This window comes from Serratia sp. FGI94, from assembly GCF_000330865.1.
Classification (GTDB): domain Bacteria; phylum Pseudomonadota; class Gammaproteobacteria; order Enterobacterales; family Enterobacteriaceae; genus Serratia_B; species Serratia_B rubidaea.
Map to the genome: position 1 here is coordinate 1,547,514 of NC_020064.1, position 21,200 is coordinate 1,568,713.

General features: G+C 51.3%; 17 protein-coding genes. 16 read left to right on the top strand and 1 reads right to left on the bottom strand.

Annotated features, from left to right (window positions below):
• Nucleotides 1-10: 10 nt before the first annotated feature.
• A complete protein-coding gene (gene asmA, locus D781_RS07140; protein WP_015671639.1) occupies nucleotides 11-1,852 on the top strand; it encodes an outer membrane assembly protein AsmA in 1,842 nt (613 codons plus the stop codon).
• 190 nt (nucleotides 1,853-2,042) lie between these two features.
• Nucleotides 2,043-3,401, top strand: coding sequence for an anaerobic C4-dicarboxylate transporter DcuC (gene dcuC / locus D781_RS07145; protein WP_015671640.1), 1,359 nt, complete (start codon nucleotides 2,043-2,045; stop codon nucleotides 3,399-3,401).
• Between the two features lie 35 nt (nucleotides 3,402-3,436).
• Here dcuC and D781_RS07150 read toward each other — a convergent pair whose 3' ends face one another.
• A complete protein-coding gene (locus D781_RS07150) occupies nucleotides 3,437-5,020 on the bottom strand; it encodes a TerC family protein (protein ID WP_015671641.1) in 1,584 nt (527 codons plus the stop codon).
• A gap of 671 nt (nucleotides 5,021-5,691) precedes the next feature.
• On the opposite strand from D781_RS07150, the gene galU reads away from it, so the two are divergent.
• From galU to D781_RS07220, 14 genes are all read left to right on the top strand, one after another.
• Nucleotides 5,692-6,591, top strand: coding sequence for a UTP--glucose-1-phosphate uridylyltransferase GalU (gene galU, locus D781_RS07155; protein WP_015671642.1), 900 nt, complete (start codon nucleotides 5,692-5,694; stop codon nucleotides 6,589-6,591).
• A gap of 47 nt (nucleotides 6,592-6,638) precedes the next feature.
• Nucleotides 6,639-7,532 carry a sugar phosphate nucleotidyltransferase gene (locus D781_RS07160; protein WP_015671643.1) on the top strand — a complete coding sequence of 298 codons (894 nt, stop codon included), beginning with the start codon at nucleotides 6,639-6,641 and terminating at the stop codon, nucleotides 7,530-7,532.
• Between the two features lie 265 nt (nucleotides 7,533-7,797).
• Nucleotides 7,798-8,934, top strand: coding sequence for a polysaccharide export protein (locus D781_RS07165; protein ID WP_015671644.1), 1,137 nt, complete (start codon nucleotides 7,798-7,800; stop codon nucleotides 8,932-8,934).
• Between the two features lie 20 nt (nucleotides 8,935-8,954).
• On the top strand, nucleotides 8,955-9,389 hold the full coding sequence (locus D781_RS07170) for a protein-tyrosine-phosphatase (protein ID WP_015671645.1): 435 nt from the start codon (nucleotides 8,955-8,957) through the stop codon (nucleotides 9,387-9,389).
• 17 nt (nucleotides 9,390-9,406) lie between these two features.
• The gene (gene wzc / locus D781_RS07175) at nucleotides 9,407-11,581 is read left to right on the top strand and encodes a tyrosine-protein kinase Wzc (protein WP_015671646.1); all 2,175 of its coding nucleotides are present in this window, start codon (nucleotides 9,407-9,409) and stop codon (nucleotides 11,579-11,581) included.
• 146 nt (nucleotides 11,582-11,727) lie between these two features.
• Complete coding sequence (locus tag D781_RS07180) at nucleotides 11,728-12,636, top strand: glycosyltransferase (RefSeq protein ID WP_015671647.1); 909 nt, start codon at nucleotides 11,728-11,730, stop codon at nucleotides 12,634-12,636.
• Between the two features lie 61 nt (nucleotides 12,637-12,697).
• Nucleotides 12,698-14,101, top strand: coding sequence for an undecaprenyl-phosphate glucose phosphotransferase (gene wcaJ / locus D781_RS07185; protein ID WP_015671648.1), 1,404 nt, complete (start codon nucleotides 12,698-12,700; stop codon nucleotides 14,099-14,101).
• Between the two features lie 22 nt (nucleotides 14,102-14,123).
• Nucleotides 14,124-15,191: a dTDP-glucose 4,6-dehydratase gene (rffG, locus tag D781_RS07190; RefSeq protein WP_041411749.1), complete on the top strand. Its 1,068-nt coding sequence runs from the start codon at nucleotides 14,124-14,126 to the stop codon at nucleotides 15,189-15,191.
• Between the two features lie 22 nt (nucleotides 15,192-15,213).
• Complete coding sequence (rfbA, locus tag D781_RS07195; protein WP_015671650.1) at nucleotides 15,214-16,083, top strand: glucose-1-phosphate thymidylyltransferase RfbA; 870 nt, start codon at nucleotides 15,214-15,216, stop codon at nucleotides 16,081-16,083.
• Between the two features lies 1 nt (nucleotide 16,084).
• Nucleotides 16,085-16,621, top strand: a complete 537-nt coding sequence (gene rfbC, locus D781_RS07200; RefSeq protein WP_015671651.1) for a dTDP-4-dehydrorhamnose 3,5-epimerase — start codon at nucleotides 16,085-16,087, stop codon at nucleotides 16,619-16,621.
• A complete protein-coding gene (gene rfbD, locus D781_RS07205) occupies nucleotides 16,618-17,484 on the top strand; it encodes a dTDP-4-dehydrorhamnose reductase (protein WP_015671652.1) in 867 nt (288 codons plus the stop codon). Before rfbC ends, rfbD begins: the two co-directional genes overlap by 4 nt.
• Nucleotides 17,485-17,645: 161 nt before the next feature.
• Nucleotides 17,646-18,542: a glycosyltransferase gene (locus D781_RS07210; protein ID WP_015671653.1), complete on the top strand. Its 897-nt coding sequence runs from the start codon at nucleotides 17,646-17,648 to the stop codon at nucleotides 18,540-18,542.
• A gap of 142 nt (nucleotides 18,543-18,684) precedes the next feature.
• Complete coding sequence (locus tag D781_RS07215; RefSeq protein ID WP_015671654.1) at nucleotides 18,685-19,518, top strand: glycosyltransferase; 834 nt, start codon at nucleotides 18,685-18,687, stop codon at nucleotides 19,516-19,518.
• A 200-nt stretch (nucleotides 19,519-19,718) separates the two neighbouring features.
• Nucleotides 19,719-21,200 (top strand): MOP flippase family protein, encoded by a 1,482-nt coding sequence (locus D781_RS07220; RefSeq protein ID WP_015671655.1) that lies wholly within the window; start codon nucleotides 19,719-19,721, stop codon nucleotides 21,198-21,200.

A 21,200-nucleotide genomic window follows, 5' to 3' on the forward strand; every position in this document is an offset into this window, starting at 1 on the left:
AGAGGAAGGCATGAGACGATTACTGACGACTTTGGTGATTTTGTTGGTAGTGCTGGTGGCAGGGATGTCTGCGCTGGTGCTGCTGGTCAACCCGAATGAATTCCGCAGCTACATGATCAAAAAGGTCGAGCAGCGCAGCGGTTATCACCTGACCTTGGAGGGTGATTTACGCTGGCACGTTTGGCCGCAGCTGAGCATTCTGGCCGGGCGTATGACGCTGACCGCGCCGGGCGCCAAGGCGCCGGTCGTCAGCGCGGACAATATGCGTCTGGATGTCAAACTGCTGCCGCTGCTCTCTCATCAGCTGTTCGTTAAGCAGGTGATGCTGAAGAATGCGGTTATTCGTCTTACGCCGGATTCCGAAGAACAGAGTGTGCCGGATGCGCCGATTGCGCCGGGCGGCAACAACGGTGAAGAGTCGCCCGCCGCGAGCTGGAAGTTCGATATTGATAATCTGCAGGTGGTGGATAGCCTGCTGATTTGGCAGCGCGCCAATAATGAGCAGATTAACGTCCGCGATATCAATCTTTCGCTGCAGCGTCGTGGCGATCGACAGGCGGAGCTGGAGCTGGCCAGCCGTATCAACCGCGATCAGCGCGATCTGAGCGTCAACCTGACGGCCGAACTGGATCTGAGCCAATACCCGCGCCAGGCCAGCGCCACGGTCAGCCAGTTTAACTATCAGCTGGAAGGCGCCGATATTCTGGTGGGCGGCATTAAAGGCCAGGGCTCGCTGCAGGCGCTGTATCAGCAGACGCCGCGCCGGATCACGCTTAATCAGCTGCAGATTAGCGCCAACGACAGCCAGTTCGTCGGCAGCGTCAGCGCCGGCCTTGGCGATATCCCCGACTATGTTCTGAACCTGAGTTCGCCGAATCTGAATCTGGATGCGCTTTCCGGCTGGCATAACAGCAGCGGCGGCAGCGACGAGCAGCCGGTGCGGGCGATGACCGCCGGGCCGGTGATCGCCAGCGGTACCGAGCAGCAGCGGGATCTGCAGGCGCTGCGCGATTTTAATGCCCGGCTGGAGGTGAGTGCCGACCAACTGACTTACCGTGGTATGAACATCGCGCAGTTGAAACTGCAGGCCGATAATCAGCGCGGCAAGGTGACGATGCCGACCCTGACGGGACAGGTAGCCGGCGGCGAGTTCTCCTTACCTGGTTCACTGGACGTGCGCGGTGATAATGCCGTGGCGCAGGTGCAGCCGAATTTGCAGCGGATTGACCTGGCGACGGTGTTCAAAGCGTTTGATATTCCGCAGTTTATGACCGGGAAGCTGACGATGAACGGCGCGTTGAGCGGCGACCGTCTGACCATTGATGCCTTGCTGAATAGCTGGCAGGGCAATGCGCAGCTGGCGGTAGACAATGCTCAGCTGCACGGGCTGAATATCCAACAGCTGATTCAGCAGGCGGTGGCGCGCAATGAGCGGGGCGTACGCGGACAGGATAAGTATCAGCGCTATACTGAGGTGCAACAGCTGGCGGCCAAGGCAAACCTGAACCGCGGTGCGGTGACGCTCCAGGCGCTGAATGCCCAGTCATCGCTGTTGCATTTTAACGGCGGCGGTAAACTGAACCTGTCTGAAAAACAGTGCGATATTACGCTGAACGTCCAGGTAACCGGCGGCTGGCAGGGACGCAGCGAACTGGTCGAACAGCTGCAGAAGACGCCAATTCCATTACGCGTGTTCGGGCCGTGGCAGCAGCTGAACTATCAGCTGAAGGTCGATCGGGTGCTGCGCGATTCCTTACAGGATCGTGCCAAGGATGCGCTGAATAAATGGGCCGAAAAAAATAAAGAGTCCCGCAACGGGCAAGATCTGAAAAAATTGCTCGACAAGCTGTAATGCCTCCGCCAATGCGGGCCTCAGTCCGGCCCGCATCGGTGTACAACCCGCCTTTACCCGTCGTTTTCCCTGATAGTTTCTGATCGCAACTTTGATAAAAGTCATATTCCCGTATAGTTAATTTGGGCACAGTGGGGCGTGATTCTGCTGGCCAAATAATAGGCGGCTAATAATTATATATAGAGGGTTTATGATTGAGCTTCTGATTGGGGTAGGGGTAGCGGGGGGCGTCGTACGCTATATTATCAAAGGGTACTCGGCCACCGGCGTGCTGATGGTCGGCGGATTGCTGTTGCTGGCCATCAGCGCGCTAATGGGCAAAAGCGTGCTGCCGGCCAGCGCCAGTTCCACCGGCTGGCGTGCCACGGATATCATTGAGTACGTCAAGATTCTGCTGATGAGCCGCGGCGGCGACCTTGGCATGATGATTATGATGCTGTGCGGTTTTGCCGCCTATATGACGCATATCGGCGCTAACGATATGGTGGTGAAGCTGGCCTCCCGTCCGCTGCAGATGATCAACTCCCCTTATTTGCTGATGGTGGCGGCGTACATCGTCGCCTGTCTGATGTCGCTGGCCGTGTCGTCGGCGACCGGGCTGGGCGTGCTGCTGATGGCGACGCTGTTCCCGCTGATGGTGAATGTCGGCATCAGCCGCGGCGCGGCGGCGGCGATCTGCGCCTCGCCGGCGGCGATCATTCTGGCGCCGACCTCCGGCGACGTGGTGCTGGCGGCCAAGGCGGCGGAAATGCCGCTGGTGGACTTCGCCTTTAAAACCACCTTGCCGATCTCCGTGGCGGCCATTGTCTGTATGGCCGTTGCACATTTCTTTTGGCAGCGCTATCTGGACAGGAAAAGCGACGAACAGCATCACGTGATGGACGTCAGCGAGATTGTGACGACGGCGCCCGGCTTTTACGCCATTTTGCCGTTTACGCCGATCCTCGGCGTGCTGATTTTTGACGGCAAATGGGGGCCGGAGCTGCATATTATTACCGTGCTGGTGTTGTGCATGTTGCTGGCCGCGCTGATTGAGTTTATCCGCAGCTTTGATGCCAGAACCGTCTTCAGCGGGCTGGAAGTGGCATACCGCGGTATGGCGGATGCGTTTGCCGGCGTGGTAATGCTACTGGTGGCGGCGGGTGTCTTTGCTCAGGGGTTGAGCACCGTCGGCTTTATCAGCGGCCTGATCGCTACCGCACAGTCGTTCGGCACCGGTGGCATTATTATGATGCTGGTGCTGGTGGCGATTACCATGCTGGCGGCGATGGCGACCGGTTCCGGCAACGCACCGTTTTACGCGTTTGTCGAGCTGATCCCCAAACTGGCCGCGCAAATGAGCGTTAACCCGGCTTACCTGGTGATCCCTATGCTGCAGGCTTCCAACCTTGGCCGTACGCTGTCGCCGGTTTCCGGCGTGGTGGTGGCGGTAGCGGGGATGGCGAAAATCTCCCCGATGGAAGTGGTGAAGCGTACCTCGGTGCCGGTAATCGTCGGGCTTATCGTAGTGATTGTCGCCACCGAGATTCTGGTGCCGGTACGGCTGTAATGTGATAGCGCCGGGCGCGTGGCTCGCCCGGCGTCCTACACTTCGTAATCGGGATCCGGCTGCTGCAGCGGGGTGATTTTCACCTTGATGATGCGGTGGCTGTTGATGACCAGCGGCTCGAACAGATAGTCGCCGATAGTCAGCTGTTCGCCTTCCTGCGGAATACGCTGGCAATGCTCCATCAGCAGCCCGGCCAGCGTATGGTATTCCCGTTTTTCCTCCAGCGGCAGCGGCAGATAAATCGTCAGGTCTTCCAGCGGCATATAGCCGTTGGCGACCCAGCTGCCGTCCTCCAACTGCTCAATGTCATGGCGCGGATCCAGCTCTTCACCGGCTTCAGGCAGATTCCCGGCGATGGTCTCCATCACGTCGGTGAGGGTGACCACGCCTTCTACTGAGCCAAACTCATCGACGACGAAGGCAAAGTGGGTTTGTGCCTGACGGAACTGTTCCAGCGCGCCGAGCAGCGTCAGCTGCTCCGGGAAGATCAGCGGTTGATGGATTAGCGCGCGCAGATCCAGTTCCTGCTGAGCCAGCTGCTGTTTCAGCACGTCGATGGTGTGAATCACGCCGAGCGGCTCGTCGCTGGCGCTGTCTTCCGCCACCACGATGCGTGTGTGCAGGTTTCTTTCCAACAGCTGCCGGAGCTTTTCCTGCGGGTCGTTGAGTTCAAGGTATTCGACATCATGGCGCGACGTCATGATGCTGCTGACGGTGCGCTGCGCCATCCCCAGCACCCGCTCAATCATGTGGCGTTCCTGCTGGTTGAAGATCTCTTGACCCTCGCCGCTGTCAGCGATCAGCTGCGCGGCGTCGCGGTCGACTTCCGCATCTTCATGCTTGCCGCTTAGCATGCGCAATACGGCTTCCGCCGTGCGTTCCCGCAGCGGCCGTACCTGCGACAGGAAGCGGCGACGGTTAAACTGCGCCAGCTGGTTCAGCGCCTCAATCATGACCGAGAAGCCGATGGCGGCGTACAGGTAACCTTTCGGAATATGATAGCCGAAGCCTTCCGCCACCAGGCTGAAGCCGATCATCAGCAGGAAACTGAGGCACAGAATAACGATAGTGGGATGGGCGTTGACAAAGCGCGTCAGCGGCTTGCTGGCCAACAGCATCAGGCCGATGGCGATACACACCGCCAGCATCATCACCGCCAGATGATCGACCATGCCAACCGCGGTGATCACCGAATCCAGCGAAAAGACCGCATCCAGCACCACGATTTGCGCCACCACTGGCCAGAAGCGAGCGCCTTTACGTTGGCCGTGTTGCTCCTCGTCTTTCCCTTCCAGCCTTTCGTTCAACTCCATGGTGGCTTTAAACAGCAGGAAGATGCCGCCGACCAGCATGATCAGATCGCGGCCGCTGAACGGATGGTCGAGTACGGCAAACAGAGGCTTGGTCAGGGTCGCCAGCCAGGAAATGGAGGCGAGGAGCACCAGACGCATCAGCAACGCCAGCAGCAGGCCGACCACCCGCGCCTTGTCGCGCTGCTCTTTGGGGAGCTTCTCCGCCAGAATGGCGATAAACACCAGGTTGTCTATCCCCAGGACGATCTCCAGCACCACTAGCGTGGCTAACCCCGCCCAGATTGTTGGATCGGCGATCCATTCCATAAGTCTGATTACCCCTTTGAGTTTACGGGAGTTATCCCCTTAAAAAAGGATGCGTGCAGCATCGGAAAAATTCAACTGTGAATCCGGAATGGGAAGGGGGAGTTCGGAGGGAGACAACCTGGTATGCACTGAAAACAATTGATGGTTATCCGCACGATTAGCGGTCAATCAATGAGCTTTTTAACGATTTTATTACGAAATAACATTATGTTTATCATTGACTTATAACTGTATTGAATGGGGAAAACCTTAGAATTTCTGGCAATAAGTAGTCTTATTCTGAAAAGACTTGTCTGAACCTATCTAAGGCTTGTTTCAGTTAGTCATTAGTATAAGAATCTTAGCCATATATAAAAGTGAACAAGTATCACCGTTTCGTTATAAAGGACGTAGAGCTTTTTTACTTTTTTGTGACTTGCTCGGCATTAAATGCCTCGGAGCACTTGAGTTGACTGACCAAACGCGATGGGAACCATTCGTTTGACATATGAACGTGTATACAGTGCATTGGTAGCTGAAAGCCAAGGGCGGTAGCGTGTCCGAAGACTTCTTCATCAAGAGAAGTTAACGGGTTAGCCGCCATGACATGGACTTTTCCGATGTTGCTCGCTGGAACGCTGATTTAGCCTGTAACCGTGACTCTTATTTGTAATTTGTTGGTGGATTAAAGCATGCAAAAACGACTGAAAGCAGTGATTCCGGTAGCCGGATTGGGTACGCGTATGCTGCCTGCAACGAAAGCTATTCCTAAAGAAATGTTGCCGGTGGTTGATAAGCCGTTGATCCAATACATTGTCAGTGAATGCGTTGCGGCTGGGATCAAAGACATTGTTTTAGTTACCCACTCTTCCAAAAATGCGATTGAAAACCACTTTGATACCTCTTTCGAATTGGAAGCGGTATTGGAATCGCGGGTCAAACGCCAACTGCTGGCGGAAATTCAGGGTATCTGCCCGCCGGACGTAACGGTGATGCAGGTGCGTCAAGGCCAGGCTAAAGGCCTGGGGCACGCGGTATTGTGCGCTAAACCGATGGTGGGTGATGAGCCTTTCGTCGTCCTGCTGCCGGATGTCCTGCTGGATGATGCCACGGCGGATCTGCGTAAAGAGAATCTGGCTAAAATGCTGCAGCGCTTCGAGCAGACGGGCTATAGCCAGATTATGGTTGAGCCGGTGCCGGAGAAGGACGTGTCCAAATACGGCGTGGTGGACTGCGGTGGCGCGGCGCTGACTGCCGGCGAAAGTGCGCCGATGACCGCGGTGGTGGAAAAACCGGCCCGTGAGGAAGCGCCCTCTAATCTGGCCGTCGTCGGGCGCTATGTGCTGTCGGCGGACATCTGGCCGCTGCTGGAGAAAACGCCTCCGGGCGCCGGCGATGAAATCCAGTTGACCGATGCGATCGCGATGCTGATGGGGCAGGAAACCGTGGAAGCCTTCCATATGAGTGGCAAATCGCATGACTGCGGTGATAAATTGGGCTATATGAAGGCCTTCGTACAATATGGCCTGCGCCATGCTTCCGAAGGCGAAGGTTTCAGCCAGTGGCTGAAGCAGACCCTGGAAAGCAAATAATTTCGCTGTTGGCTTAAAAACGATCACAAGATTGAAAGAGGATTACCATGACAAAGTTGAAAGCTGTCATTCCCGTTGCCGGCCTCGGCATGCGCATGCTGCCGGCAACCAAGGCAATTCCAAAAGAAATGTTGCCGATCGTCGATAAGCCGCTCATTCAGTATATCGTTAATGAATGCGTAGCTGCCGGGATCAAGGAGATCATTCTGGTTACGCATTCGTCCAAAAATGCCATTGAGAATCATTTCGATACCTCGTTTGAGCTGGAAGCGATGCTGGAAGCACGCGTTAAACGCCAGCTGCTTGATGAAGTGCAGTCAATCACGCCGAAAGGCGTGACGCTGATGCATATTCGCCAGGGGCAGCCAAAAGGTCTAGGTCATGCGGTGCTGTGCGCCAAGCCGTTGGTTGGAGATTCTCCTTTCGTCGTGCTGTTGCCGGATGTCTTGCTTGATGATGCGCAAGCCGACCTGAGCAAAGATAACCTGCCGCATATGATTGCCCGCTTCGAACAGACGGGACTCAGTCAGGTGCTGGTGCAGGCAGCAGACGAACATGTGTTGCATGATTACTCGGTTGTTGAATGTGAAACGGATACGTTGAAACCAGGCGAGACTTCACGGATGACGTCCATTATTGAAAAGCCGGGCCTTGATGTGCAGTTAAAATCTAACTATTCCGCCGTGGGTCGCTATGTGCTTAGCGCTGATATCTGGCCGCTTCTTGAAAAAACCGAGCCGGGCGCCTGGGGGCGGGTGCAGCTGACTGATGCGATTGCCGAGCTGCTGCGCCAGCAGCCGGTTGAAGCCACCGAGCTGGTCGGGCAGTCATTTAACTGTGGTGAAAAGATGGGTTATTTACGCGCATTTGTCACCTATGGCTTACGCCACCCGACTCAGGGCAAGGCGTTTCGCGAGTGGGCTGAGCAGCAGGTACTTTAATAACTTTATTCTGGCGTAACATGGAATAAGCTTTATAGTTATGTGCTGTCCGGGGCCGTTTCGGCGAGTACGCAGCCGCCGTACCGGACGGCAACTGATAATAGCAAGTTCGGTTTCAATGAACGTTCAACGTAATGCATTTTTGGCAAATGCATGCGCGGAATTTTGACAAATTCTTCATTTTTGCTGAGTGCCGTAATGGCGCCATGGTTGGCAGGGGACTTGGCACAGCATACATGTTTACTTTGAAAGTGATGATAACTCGATGGCAAAAAAACAATGGAAACTGATACCTCTTTTGGTATCGATCAGTGTGATTAGCGGCTGTACGGTTTTCCCCGGTTCCCACCTTTCTACCAGCGGAAAAGATGTTGTTAAGCAGCAGGACAGCGACTACGACCTCGATAAGCTGGTCAATATTTATCCGTTGACGCCACGCCTGGTTGATAAAATGCGGCCGCAGAGCGTCGTGGCGCAGCCTAATAAATCGCTGGAACGTGAGTTGCAGAACTACGAATACCGGATCGGTATTGGCGATGTGTTAATGGTGACCGTTTGGGATCACCCTGAATTGACCACGCCTGCGGGTCAGTATCGTAGCGCTAGCGATACCGGCAACTGGGTAAATTCCGACGGCTCCATCTTCTATCCTTATATCGGTAAAGTGAAGGTTGCGGGTAAAACCTTGCAGCAGGTGCGTACCGATATCACCAACCGTCTGGCGCAATATATTGAAAGCCCACAGGTTGACGTCAGCGTCGCCGCGTTCCGCTCGCAGAAAGCTTATGTGACCGGCGAAGTGTCCAAATCCGGCCAGCAGGCGATCACCAACGTGCCTCTGACCGTGATGGATGCCGTCAACGCCGCCGGCGGCTTGTCAGAGAACGCCGACTGGCGCAACGTTATCCTGACGCATAACGGCAAAGAGAAGCGTATTTCACTGCAGGCGCTGATGCAAAAAGGTGACCTGACGCAAAACCATCTGCTGTACCCGGGCGATATCCTCTATATCCCGCGTAATGACGATCTGAAAGTATTCGTGATGGGTGAGGTGAAAAAACAGACCACCCTGAAGATGGACCGCAGCGGTATGACGCTAACCGAAGCGTTGGGTAATGCGGAAGGGATGGATCAATCGTTCTCCGACGCGACCGGTATTTTTGTGATTCGTCCGTTACGCGGTGCTGAAGGCAGCAAACTGGCGAACATCTATCAGCTCAATGCGTCCGATGCGGCGGCGATGGTAATGGGTACCGAATTCCATCTGCAGCCTTACGATATCGTTTATGTCACGACAGCACCTGTCGTTCGTTGGAACCGCGTCATCAGCCAGCTGGTGCCGACCATCTCTGGTTTCAACAACCTCACCGAAGGGACATTGCGTATTCGTAATTGGCCGTAGTGTGTAGATAGGTAACGTTTATGTTTAATTCGATATTGGTCGTTTGTGTCGGCAATATCTGCCGCTCCCCAACCGGGGAGCGGTTGCTGAAAAATCTACTGCCGAATAAAGACATCGCTTCTGCCGGTTTGGGGGCGTTGGTTGATAAACCCGCGGATGCCACGGCCGCAGATGTTGCGCTGCAGCGAGGCACGTCACTTGATGGTCACCAGGCTCGGCAACTCACATCAAAAATGTGCCGTGAATATGATCTGATTCTGGTGATGGAAAAGGAACATATTGATTCCGTTTGCCGTTTGGCGCCTGAGGTCAGGGGAAAGACCATGCTTTATGGGCACTGGATTGGACAGCGAGAAATCGCTGACCCCTATAGGCAATCCCGCGAAGCCTTCGAGTTTGTGTATGAGCTTCTTGATAAATCAGCCCAAAAATGGGCTCATGCTTTAAGCCGCTAAGTCAATCAGGATTACCAATGGCAGATAAGAATAGAGTTAATGTGTCTCAAAACGATAGTTCGGATGAGCTGGATATTGGACGTTTGGTTGGCGAGCTGATTGACAATCGTTGGTTGATTATTGGTATTACCGCCATCTTCCTGACCTTCGGCATCATCTATTGCTTGTTTGCAACGCCGATATACAGCGCTAACGCGATTGTTCAGGTTGAGCAAAATGTCGGTAATAAGCTGTTAAGCAACATCAACCAGATGCTGCCTTCCGGCCAGCCGCAGTCAGCGCCGGAAATCGAACTGCTGAAATCGCGTATGATTCTGGGGAAAACCGTTGAAGATCTTAATCTGACCACGGATATTCAACAGGATTATTTCCCCATCTTTGGCCGCGGATTTGCACGCCTGATGCATAAGGACCCCGGTCAGCTGTCGGTGTCCAAGCTGACGCTGCCGAAAGGCTGGGCTTCCCCTTCGTTCAAACTGACCGTCGACAGCGCAACGGACTACACCATCAGCAAGGATGGTGACGAGTTGTTCAAAGGTAAAGTCGGCGTGTTTGCGCAGCAAAAAGGCGTATCTATCCTGGTCAGCGATATCGTTGCTGAGCCGGGTACGACCTTTACGATCACTTCCAGAACCTATTTATCAGCCATCAATCAGCTGGCCGATCAGTATGAAGTGGTTGACCAGGGTAAAGATACCGGCGTCCTGGGGCTGACGTTGACCGGGGACAACCCGGTGATGATCCAAAAGATTCTAAATAGCATCACGCGTAACTATCTGGAACAGAATATTGAGCGTAAATCTGAAGAAGATGCGAAAAGCCTGGTCTTCCTGCGTATGCAGCTGCCTAAGGTACGTGCTTCTCTGGATGGCGCCGAAGATAAATTGAGTCACTATCGTCAGCAGAAAGATTCCGTTGACCTGACGATGGAAGCGAAATCTATTCTTGATAGCATCGTAGCGGTGGAAGGGCAGTTGAATGAACTGACCTTCAAAGAAGCTGATATCTCCAAATTGTATACCAAAGAGCACCCGGCTTACCGCTCTCTGCTTGAAAAGCGTAAGACGCTGGAAGAAGAGCGCGATCGCTTGAACAAGCGGGTAAACGCGATGCCAGAAACGCAGCAGGAAGTGGTGCGATTGAGCCGTGATGTTGACTCCGGTAAAGAAGTCTACATGCAACTGCTTAACCGTGAGCAAGAGCTGAACATTTCGAAAGCCAGCACCATCGGCAACGTACGTATCGTTGACCGTGCGATGACCGGCGACAGCCCGGTACAGCCGCGCAAAGCGATCATCATGCTGTTGAGCCTGGTTCTGGGCGGCATGGTGTCCTGCGGCTATGTTCTGGCGCGCAGCTATCTGCATCGCGGTATCGAAAGCCCTGAGCAGCTTGAAGAGATGGGCATCAATGTCTATGCGAGCGTTCCGCTTTCCGAATGGCAGCGTAAGCGCGATATGGAGCTGATTTCTAAAATCAAAGGCCGTAAACAGAATGCGGACGCCGATTCGCTGCTGGCCTTCGGTAACCCGGCTGACCTGGCGATTGAAGCGATTCGCAGCCTGCGTACCAGCTTGCACTTTGCGATGATGGAAGCCAAAAATAATGTGCTGATGATTTCCGGCGCCAGCCCAGGCATCGGTAAGACCTTTATCAGCGCCAACTTGGCGGCCGTTGTGGCGCAAACGGGTCAGCGCGTGCTGTTAATCGATAGCGATATGCGTAAAGGTTATGTGCACGAACTGATCGGCGCCGATGGTAAACAGGGCCTGTCCAATGTCTTGTCGGGCAAACTGTCGATTAATGAAGCCGTACAGCATACTCAGTCCAACGTGTTCGACTTTATTTCTCGCGGCCAGATCCCGCCGAATCCTTCTGAACTGCTGATGCACCGCCGTTTCGAAGAGGTGCTGAAATGGGCGTCTGAAAACTACGATCTGGTTCTGGTGGATACGCCGCCGATTCTGGCGGTTACCGATGCGGCGATTATCGGCAAGCATGCAGGTACTTCACTGCTGGTGGCCCGTTTTGAGCTGAACAGTCCGAAAGAAGTTGAAGTCAGTATCCGTCGTTTCGAACAGAATGGCATTGAGATTAAAGGCGTCATTCTGAACGCCGTAGTGCGCAAGCTGTCGAACTATTATAGCTATGGCTACGATAACTACAGCTATAACTACGACTCTGAAAAATAAATCTCGCCTATATAAAGCTGGCTATAATTCTATAGCCAGCCGTTATTCCTAAGAAATCTAATTAACTATCCAAGATTTGTTGTCTCTCTTGCATAGAGAGCATTGCATGTCATATATTGCAATATAATAAAGATCGGGTGATCACGATGAAATATTTAATTGCCATTCCCACATATAATGGGGGGAAGGTGTGGCAGGAATCCGCTGACGGAATATCGGAATTCAATCTTAACAAGGCCGTGGTGTATGTCGTAGATTCAGGCAGTAAGGATGATACGCTGGCTATTGCAAAACAGCATGATTTCGAAATGCTGTCTATTGATTCTAAAGATTTTAATCATGGCGGAACCAGAAATCAGGCCGTTGAAAATAATATTGATCGTGCCGATGTTATAATTTTTCTCACCCAGGATGCGATCCCGCAGGCGGGATTTTTGGATGAGATTACGCAGGTCTTCAACGATCCTAAAGTGGCCTGTGCGTATGGACGACAACTTCCTCATAAGGATGCGAACCCTTTAGCTACGCATGCCAGGATGTTTAATTATAGCGCGGAGAGCTATACCAGCGAATTTAAAGATAAAGAAAGGCTGGGCATAAAAACCGTTTTCACGTCTAATTCTTTTGCTGCATATCGTACCTCCGTATTTAAAGAGTTGGGTGGTTTTCCTTCGAATACTATTCTTTCCGAAGATATGTATTTTGCCGCCAAGGCGGTGATGGCAGGTTATAAAGTCAGCTATTGCGCCGGCGCTGAAGTTCGCCATTCTCATAATTACACGCCGGTTGAAGAGTTTAAGCGCTATTTTGATATTGGCGTCTTCCACTATGATGAGTCCTGGATCAGGGATAAGTTTGGTGGGGCTGGCGGTGAAGGGATGCGTTTTATTAAATCTGAGTTATCTTTCTTACTAAAAAATCATCCGCTATGGATACCTCGAGCTTGTGTGCACAATTTCCTGAAGATCGTGGGCTATAAGTTGGGGATGAAGTATCCTAAGCTGCCGCGGAAATGGTTGCCAAAATTAAGTATGCACAGCCGGTTTTGGAAATAATGAATCTAAACCAGCGTGGATTCATATCGGTTTGGTAGATTAATGGGGAAAGAGACACATAATGAATGAATCAAGTAGAAGCATGACTCACTCCAACGCTTCCATTATCTCAATGCTACAGCGATTTTCCGATATATTCAGCATGCTGCTTGGTATGATGCTGGTTGGGTATATCAGTCATCAGCAAATCGGCCTTGTTCACGGCATTGTTGCTTTAATCTGTCTTGTGCTGTTCCAGATGATCGGTGGAATGACCGATTTTTATCGTTCGTGGCGAGGGGTAAGTTTCCGTCTGGAGCTGCAGTTTTTATTAAGAAACTGGTTGCTCAGCGTAATCTTCACCGCAGGTATTATTGCCTTTATTAATGAGATTGACATCACCATCAAGTTTTATGCTTTATGGTCATTCTTCTCATTAGTATTGTTCGTCTTTTTCCGTAGTCTCATTCGCGTCATCCTGGGACACTTGCGTAAGGTCGGTTATAACAACCGTAAAGTTGTGATGATTGGCGATCTTGCTTCCGGCGTGCATTTGGCCGAAAGCATTAAAAATGCGCCGTGGCTGGGGCTGAATCTGTTGGGGTACTTCTCGACGACCGGTCAGGTGCAGGGGTACGATAAGCTGGATATGAATCATTTGGGCGATATTGATGCTTTGATTGCTCAGGTGAACGAAAATAACATTGATAGGGTTTATATTGCTTTGCCGATGGAGCAGTCCAAGGAGATTAACTATATCCTTTCTGCGTTGGCTGACAGTACATGTACCGTCATGTTGATACCGGACATCTTTACCTTCAATGTCTTGCACTCACGCAGTGAAATGATCTACGGCGTGCCGGTGATTTCTTTATATGACACGCCGATGAGCGGTGTGAATATGGTGTTGAAACGTATTGAAGACATCATCTTCTCAACCTGTATTCTGCTTTTCATCTCCCCGGTTTTGCTGACGATTGCCTTAATCATCAAGATCACTTCTCCGGGACCTGTACTGTTTAAACAGCTACGCTACGGCATTGATGGGCGGGCGATCAAAGTTTGGAAGTTCCGCAGTATGACCGTGATGGAAAACGGCGATAAGGTTATTCAGGCGAAAAAAGGGGATAGCCGTATTACGCCGTTTGGCGGCCTGCTCCGCAGAACCTCCCTGGACGAGCTGCCGCAGTTTTTCAATGTGATCACAGGGGATATGTCTATTGTTGGTCCACGGCCCCACGCCGTTGCACACAATGAACAGTACCGCAAACTGATCAAGGGATATATGCTGCGCCATAAAATGAAACCGGGTATTACCGGTTGGGCCCAAATAAATGGCTGGCGTGGAGAAACGGATGTGTTGGAGAAAATGGAAAAAAGGGTTGAATATGACCTCTACTATATCCAGAACTGGAGTTTGTGGATGGATTTAAAAATTATTTTCCTGACCGTTTTCAAAGGTTTTATCAATAAGTCGGCTTATTAGTTGATAGTTCAAGATTGAGGATATTATGAAAATTATCGTTACCGGTGGTGCTGGGTTTATTGGGTCCGCAGTGGCCCGCCATATTATTAACGATACCGCGGATGAAATCTTGGTGCTGGATAGCCTGACCTATGCCGGCAATCTGGAATCGCTGAAAACGGTGGCTGACAACGCCCGTTTTAAATTCGAGCACGTTGATATCTGTAACCGTGCAGAGTTGGATCGCGTCTTTAGCGAGTTCAAACCTGACGCGGTAATGCACCTAGCGGCAGAGAGCCACGTGGACCGTTCAATCGATGGCCCGGCCGCGTTTATTGAAACCAACGTCGTTGGTACCTACACCCTGCTGGAAGCGACGCGTCAGTATTGGAATACGCTGGACAACGATGCAAAGCGGGCGTTCCGCTTCCATCATATCTCAACCGATGAAGTGTACGGCGACCTGCACGGTACCGATGACCTGTTCACGGAAACCACGCCGTATGCGCCAAGCAGCCCATATTCCGCTTCCAAAGCTTCCAGCGACCATCTGGTGCGCGCGTGGCTGCGTACTTACGGGCTGCCGACTATCGTGACCAACTGTTCAAATAACTATGGTCCTTATCATTTCCCGGAAAAATTGATCCCGCTGATCATCCTGAACGCGCTGGACGGCAAACCGCTGCCGGTGTATGGCAACGGCGCGCAGATCCGCGACTGGCTGTATGTGGAAGATCACGCGCGTGCGCTGTACAAAGTCGTTACCGAAGGTGAGGTTGGCGAAACCTACAACATCGGCGGTCATAACGAACGTAAGAATATCGAGGTTGTACAAACCATCTGCCGTCTGTTGGACGAACTGGTGCCGAACAAGCCGGCGAACGTCAACCTGTATGAAGATCTGATCACCTACGTTGCCGACCGTCCTGGTCACGATATGCGCTATGCGATCGACGCATCCAAAATTGACCGTGAGCTGGGCTGGAAACCGCAAGAAACCTTCGAAAGCGGCATTAGAAAAACCGTGGAGTGGTATCTGGCAAATGAAGCCTGGTGGAGCCGCGTAAAAGATGGTTCTTATGCCGGTGAACGTCTGGGCCTGACCCGTTAAATTTTAAGTAAGGAGTTTCAACATGAAAGGTATTGTCTTAGCGGGTGGCTCCGGCACGCGTTTATATCCCATCACTCGCGGTGTCTCAAAACAGCTGCTGCCTATCTATGATAAGCCGATGGTGTATTACCCGATCTCGGTGCTGATGCTGGCCGGGATCCGCGATATTCTGATTATTTCCACGCCGGAAGATATGCCTTCCTTCCAGCGCCTGTTGGGCGACGGCAGCCGCTTCGGCATCAATCTGAGCTATGAAATCCAGCCAAGTCCGGACGGCCTGGCGCAGGCATTCCTGATTGGCGAAGAGTTTATCAACGGCGATCGCTGCGCACTGGTTCTGGGCGACAACATCTACTTTGGTCAGAGCTTTGGCGCCAAGTTGGAAAACGTGGTGGCGCGTAATGAAGGTGCCACCGTATTCGGCTACCAGGTGATGGATCCGGAACGCTTTGGCGTGGTTGAGTTTGACGATCAGTTCCGTGCGCTGTCGCTGGAAGAAAAACCGGCGGTGCCAAAATCCAACTGGGCGGTGACCGGCCTCTATTTCTATGACGAGAACGTGGTTGAAATGGCGAAGCAGGTAAAACCTTCTCCGCGCGGCGAACTGGAAATCACCACGCTGAACCAGATGTATCTGGATCAGGGCAAGTTGAATGTCGAGCTGCTGGGTCGCGGTTTTGCCTGGCTGGATACCGGCACCCACGACAGCCTGATCGAGGCGTCGCAGTTTATTCACACCATTGAAAAGCGCCAGGGTTTCAAGGTTGCATGCCTGGAAGAGATCGCTTTCCGCAAGGGCTGGCTGTCACGCGAACAGGTTGCCGATGAGGCCAAGCTCCTGAGTAAAACGCTGTATGGGCAATACCTCGCACATATCATCCGGGAGAAGTAACATGCAAGTAACTGATAGCAAAATTGACGGCGTCAAAATTATCCAGCCGAAGGTATTTGGCGACGCGCGCGGTTTTTTCCTGGAAACTTTCGAGAAAAAGCGCTACCAGGAAATGCTGAATATTGACCTCGATTTTGTGCAGGATAACCATTCACGCTCTGCCAAGGGCGTGCTGCGCGGTTTACATTTCCAAAAGGTAAACCCGCAGGGCAAGTTGGTGCGTGTGGTGCGTGGCGAAGTCTTTGATGTCGCCGTGGATATTCGTCCTGGCTCGCCGACGTTCGGCCAGTGGGAAGGAGTCATCCTGTCCGAAGAGAATAAAACCCAGTTCTGGGTGCCGCCGGGCCTGGCGCATGGTTTTGTCGTGCTGTCTGACATTGCCGATTTTGAGTACAAGTGCACCGATTACTACAACCCTAGCCATGAAGGTTGCCTGCTGTGGAACGACCCAGAGGTAGGTATTGAATGGCCAATCGATAATCCGCTGCTGTCTGAAAAAGACAAAGTGGGCAAGCTGCTCAAGGAGCTGGCGAAATGAAAGTATTGCTGACGGGCTCGAAAGGCCAGCTGGGCAGCTGTTTCCAGGATCGCCTTCCTGAAGGATGGCAGGTTTGGGCAACGGACGCCGATGTGCTTGATATCACCGATTTGGAGAAGGTCAAAGCGGCAGTCGCAGAGTTTCAGCCTGATGCTATCGTGAATGCGGCGGCCTATACGGCGGTTGATAAGGCGGAGCAGGATCGTGAACTGGCGGCGTTGATTAACGTTGTCGGGCCGAAAAACCTGGCGCTGGCGGCGAAAGATGCGGGAGCACGGCTGGTGCATGTCTCCACCGACTATGTGTTTGACGGTAAGGCCAGCGTCGCCTACAGCGAAACTGATGCGACCAACCCGCTGGGCGTTTATGGGCAAACCAAGCTGGATGGTGAAATCGCCGTTACAGAGGTTTTACCTGCATCATTGATCGTCCGTACCGCTTGGGTATTTAGCGAATATGGCAATAATTTCGTTAAGACCATGCTGCGTTTGGCGAAAGATCGCGATAGCTTGGGCATTGTGGCCGACCAGCGCGGTTGCCCGACCTATGCCGGCGATATTGCGCAGGCAATTATCGATCTGCTGAAGCAAAATGCCGAGGGCGGCGTTTATCATTTCTGCGGCGATAGAGAAGTGAGCTGGAGTGATTTCGCCAAGTCGATCTTTACGCATGCGCACCAGCTGCAGCTGCTCAGCAAGGTACCGCAGGTGGCCGAGATTACTACGGCTGACTACCCGACGCCGGCGGAAAGACCGCAATATTCAACCCTGTCCTGCCGTAAAATAAATGCCGCCGGCATTGCCTCATCCGCGTGGGAAGAGGGGTTGCGTAAGGTATTGATTGATATAAAAAACAATCAGTAGTCTGGGTAAAATATTTTTAGAAGCATGACCGAACCCTGGCCAGATTAGTGGCCAGGGGATATTGGGTTGCGCACGTTGTTTTTGTTTATACGCGGCCCAATATCGTCTGTTTTATAGAAAACAGGCCATGTCCGAATGAATTAGGAATATTTAGAGGTACTATGACTGCTGAATCAGGTGTTATTGACCAGGATGCATTGTCTAAGGTCAGTATTTATATCTCAACCTGTAATCGCGTTGACCGGTTGAAACGAGCGGTTCAATCCGTCTTGAATCAGGACTATCCTAATATCGAAGTGCTGGTCTGTGATGACGCCTCGGTTGATGGCACCGCAGACTATATGGCGGAACTGTGCGCCAAAGACGAACGCGTTCACTATTTGCGTAATGAAAAGAATATGGGGGCCTGTGCCACCAGGAATCTTGGTATCTTTACCGCATCCGGCAAATTTATTGCCGGTCTGGATGACGACGATGAGTTTACCCCGGATCGCATCTCATTTTTGGTGAAAAACTGGGATGATCAATATTCATTTTTGTGCTGTAACTTTAAAGAGGTTTACTCGGACGGCTCGCACAATATTTATTACAAACAGGATGAGCCTCTGGTTGCCGACTATCGCGCGTTGCTTTTTGATAATATCGCGTCGAACCAGATATTCACGTTAACCAAGAATTTGCAGGACATCGGCGGTTTTGATACCCGGGTGCGTCGCTTGCAGGATTGGGATACCTGGTTGCGACTGGCGTATTCTCATGGCCCGTTCAAGCGTTTTCCTGAATACAAGTACCTGATGCATCATGACCATGCCAAAAATGAGCAGCGGGTATCCAAGAGTTACCCACTCAGCAGCGCACTGAACGATTTGCTGCAGCGCAATCAGAATATTTATGTAGGTGATGACGCCAAGTTTATGAAGTTTATCGTTGCTTCCAGCGATAAAAGCGCATCGCTTTCTGAAAGCCTCTACTGGACGGTGAAGAAAACAGCGCCAAAATATATTGTAAAATATCTTCTTAATAAGATGAATTTGAATCTTGGATTGATTAAATCATAATCCTGAGCATGAGATGTTTATCTCTGAGTAAATGATTTCAAAATGGATTTGGCCAGTGCGGATGAGGCTTAACGCCGTGCGGATTTATCTCATGATGTCATCCTTGCTCTGAAAAATATAATCTAAGTTTTAAGGTGTAAAAATGTCGCAGAAATGTTTGGTGGTGATCGTCACCTACAACAGCCAAAAACATATTCAGTGGGTGCTGGACGGGTTAGAGTCATCACAAAATGACATCGTCGTTAGAATTATTGATTCAGGTTCAACGAACAGCGATTATCTGGATGCAATACAGAGTAAGCACCGGTTGGATGTGGTGAAAACCAACAATGTGGGTTTTGTGGCCGGTAACAACCAGGCCATGTTCGATGCCGCCTCTTATGACTGGGTACTGCTGCTTAATCCTGATGCCCATATTGAAGGGACAAACCTGGATCGCCTGTTATCCTTTGCCGCGACGAAAGAGCAGGAAAAGGTGGGATTATTTTCCGTGCCCCTGATCCGTTTTAATATCGATGAGAAAAAGCCGCTGCCAATTTTTGACTCCGTAGGGATTGCCTGCAGCCCGGTTGGACGCTGGTATGACATCGATGCCAACCAGCCGGTATCGACGCTGGATAAACAACCTACGGCGGTTGACGCGGTGTGCGGCGCATTTATGCTGCTGCGCGTGCCGGCTTTGCTGCAGTGCCGTGATAAGCAGGGCAAGGTTGGTTTTGAAAGCTCCTACTACATGTATAAAGAAGATATTGAACTGTCTCTGCGTTTGAAGCGGCAGGGATGGGGCGTGTCTGTTTATAACGATGTGACGGCGTATCACTGCCGCGGATGGAACGGCGAACGTAAGGATGTGCCTTATTGGGCGCGTTGGCATTCGGCCATTAATGATGTTGACGTCGCCTGGCGTTATAAATGGCGGGCGTTGCCGTATGCATTGACCAAGCTAGCCTGGGTCAAATTTGTTGAGAAAAAATAAATAAATCCATTGATATCATGTTTGATAACCTTGGCAGCTAATGCTTGGCGCGCTAGCTGTGATATGACCATGCATATCCATGACAAGGGCTATTTTGTTTATGCCAAGATTATTTATTGAAAATAATCGCAAGGAAATCGGTCTTGAATTTACGTTTAGCGTAAATTCAAGATGGGAATATTACAGGTCATAAAATCACTATGAGTCTACGCGAGAAAACGGTCCGAGGGGCTAAGTGGTCCGCCATTTCAACGGTAATCATTATCGGTCTGAGCTTTTTGCAGATGACATTGTTGTCGCGAATGATTGACCGCAGCGAGTTTGGTTTATTAACCATCGCGATGGTTGTTATTGCTTTGGCTGATACGATTTCCGATTTCGGAATCTCTAACTCAATCGTTCAGAAAAAAGACATTACCAATACCCAGCTTACCACGCTGTATTGGTTAAATGTGGGCATCGGTTTTACGGTCAGCGCTGCGACATTTCTCCTGAGCGGCGTGATTGCCAATGCACTGCATGCGCCTGGTCTGGAGCCATTGGTACAACTCATCTCCGTCGCCTTTTTGCTGATTCCCCACGGGCAGCAGTTCCGTGCGCTGATGCAAAAAGAGCTTAACTTTGCCAGTATCGGTAAAATCGAGTCGTTCTCTTATCTACTGGGTTTTGTGGCGACACTGGCGCTTGCCACCGTTTACCCATTCGCTATCGTGGCGATTTACGGTTATTTGATTAATGCCTCCGTCAGAACCTTGCTGTTCGCCTATGCCGGGAGAAAAATTTATCGCCCCAGCCTGCGTTTCGCGTTTTCTGAGATTAGGTCCAACGTTAAATTCGGCGCCTATTTAACCGCGGACAGTTTGGTAAACTTTATTAATACCAACGTGTCGACGGCTATTCTTGCACGGAGTCTGGGAACGATCGTTACCGGTGGCTATAATTTGGCCTATAACGTCGCCGTTATGCCGCCAACCAAGCTGAACCCGATCATCACGCGGGTATTGTTTCCAGCGTTTGCCAAGATTCAGGATGATAGTGCCAAACTTAAGGACTCATTCTATAAATTACTTTCCCTTGTTGGGATTATTAATTTCCCCGCGCTGCTGGGATTGATGGTGGTTTCACATAATTTTGTACTGTTTGTCTTCGGCGAGCGTTGGGAGTTTATTACGCCGATATTGCAAATTCTGTGCATTGTTGGCCTGTTGCGCTCTATTGGCAACCCGATTGGTTCATTGCTGATGGCGAAGGCCCGTGTTGATATCAGTTTTAAGTTTAACGTCTTTAAAACGTTACTGTTTATTCCTAGTATGATGCTTGGCGTTAAGCTCGGCGGGGCGATTGGCGTTGCCTTGGCATTCCTGACCGTGCAGGCCATCAATACCTACCTGAGTTATTTTATCCTGATAAAACCAGTGCTTGGAGAAAGTTATCGCCAATATATTAATAGTTTATGGTTGCCGTTTAAATTAACCATACCCACGGTGGTGGTAAGTTGGTGTATTGGCTACTTTATGCCTGAGACAGTATCAACGGTTGTAACGTTATTTTCGCAAATAGTGTTTGGTCTTTTTGCTTTTGCTATGGTCATTTATTTCAGTAAAGCACCGCTAATTAATGAGGTGAAGTTACAACTGATCAAAAGCGAAAAATTACGTAAAATATTTAGAGTGGAATGCTAA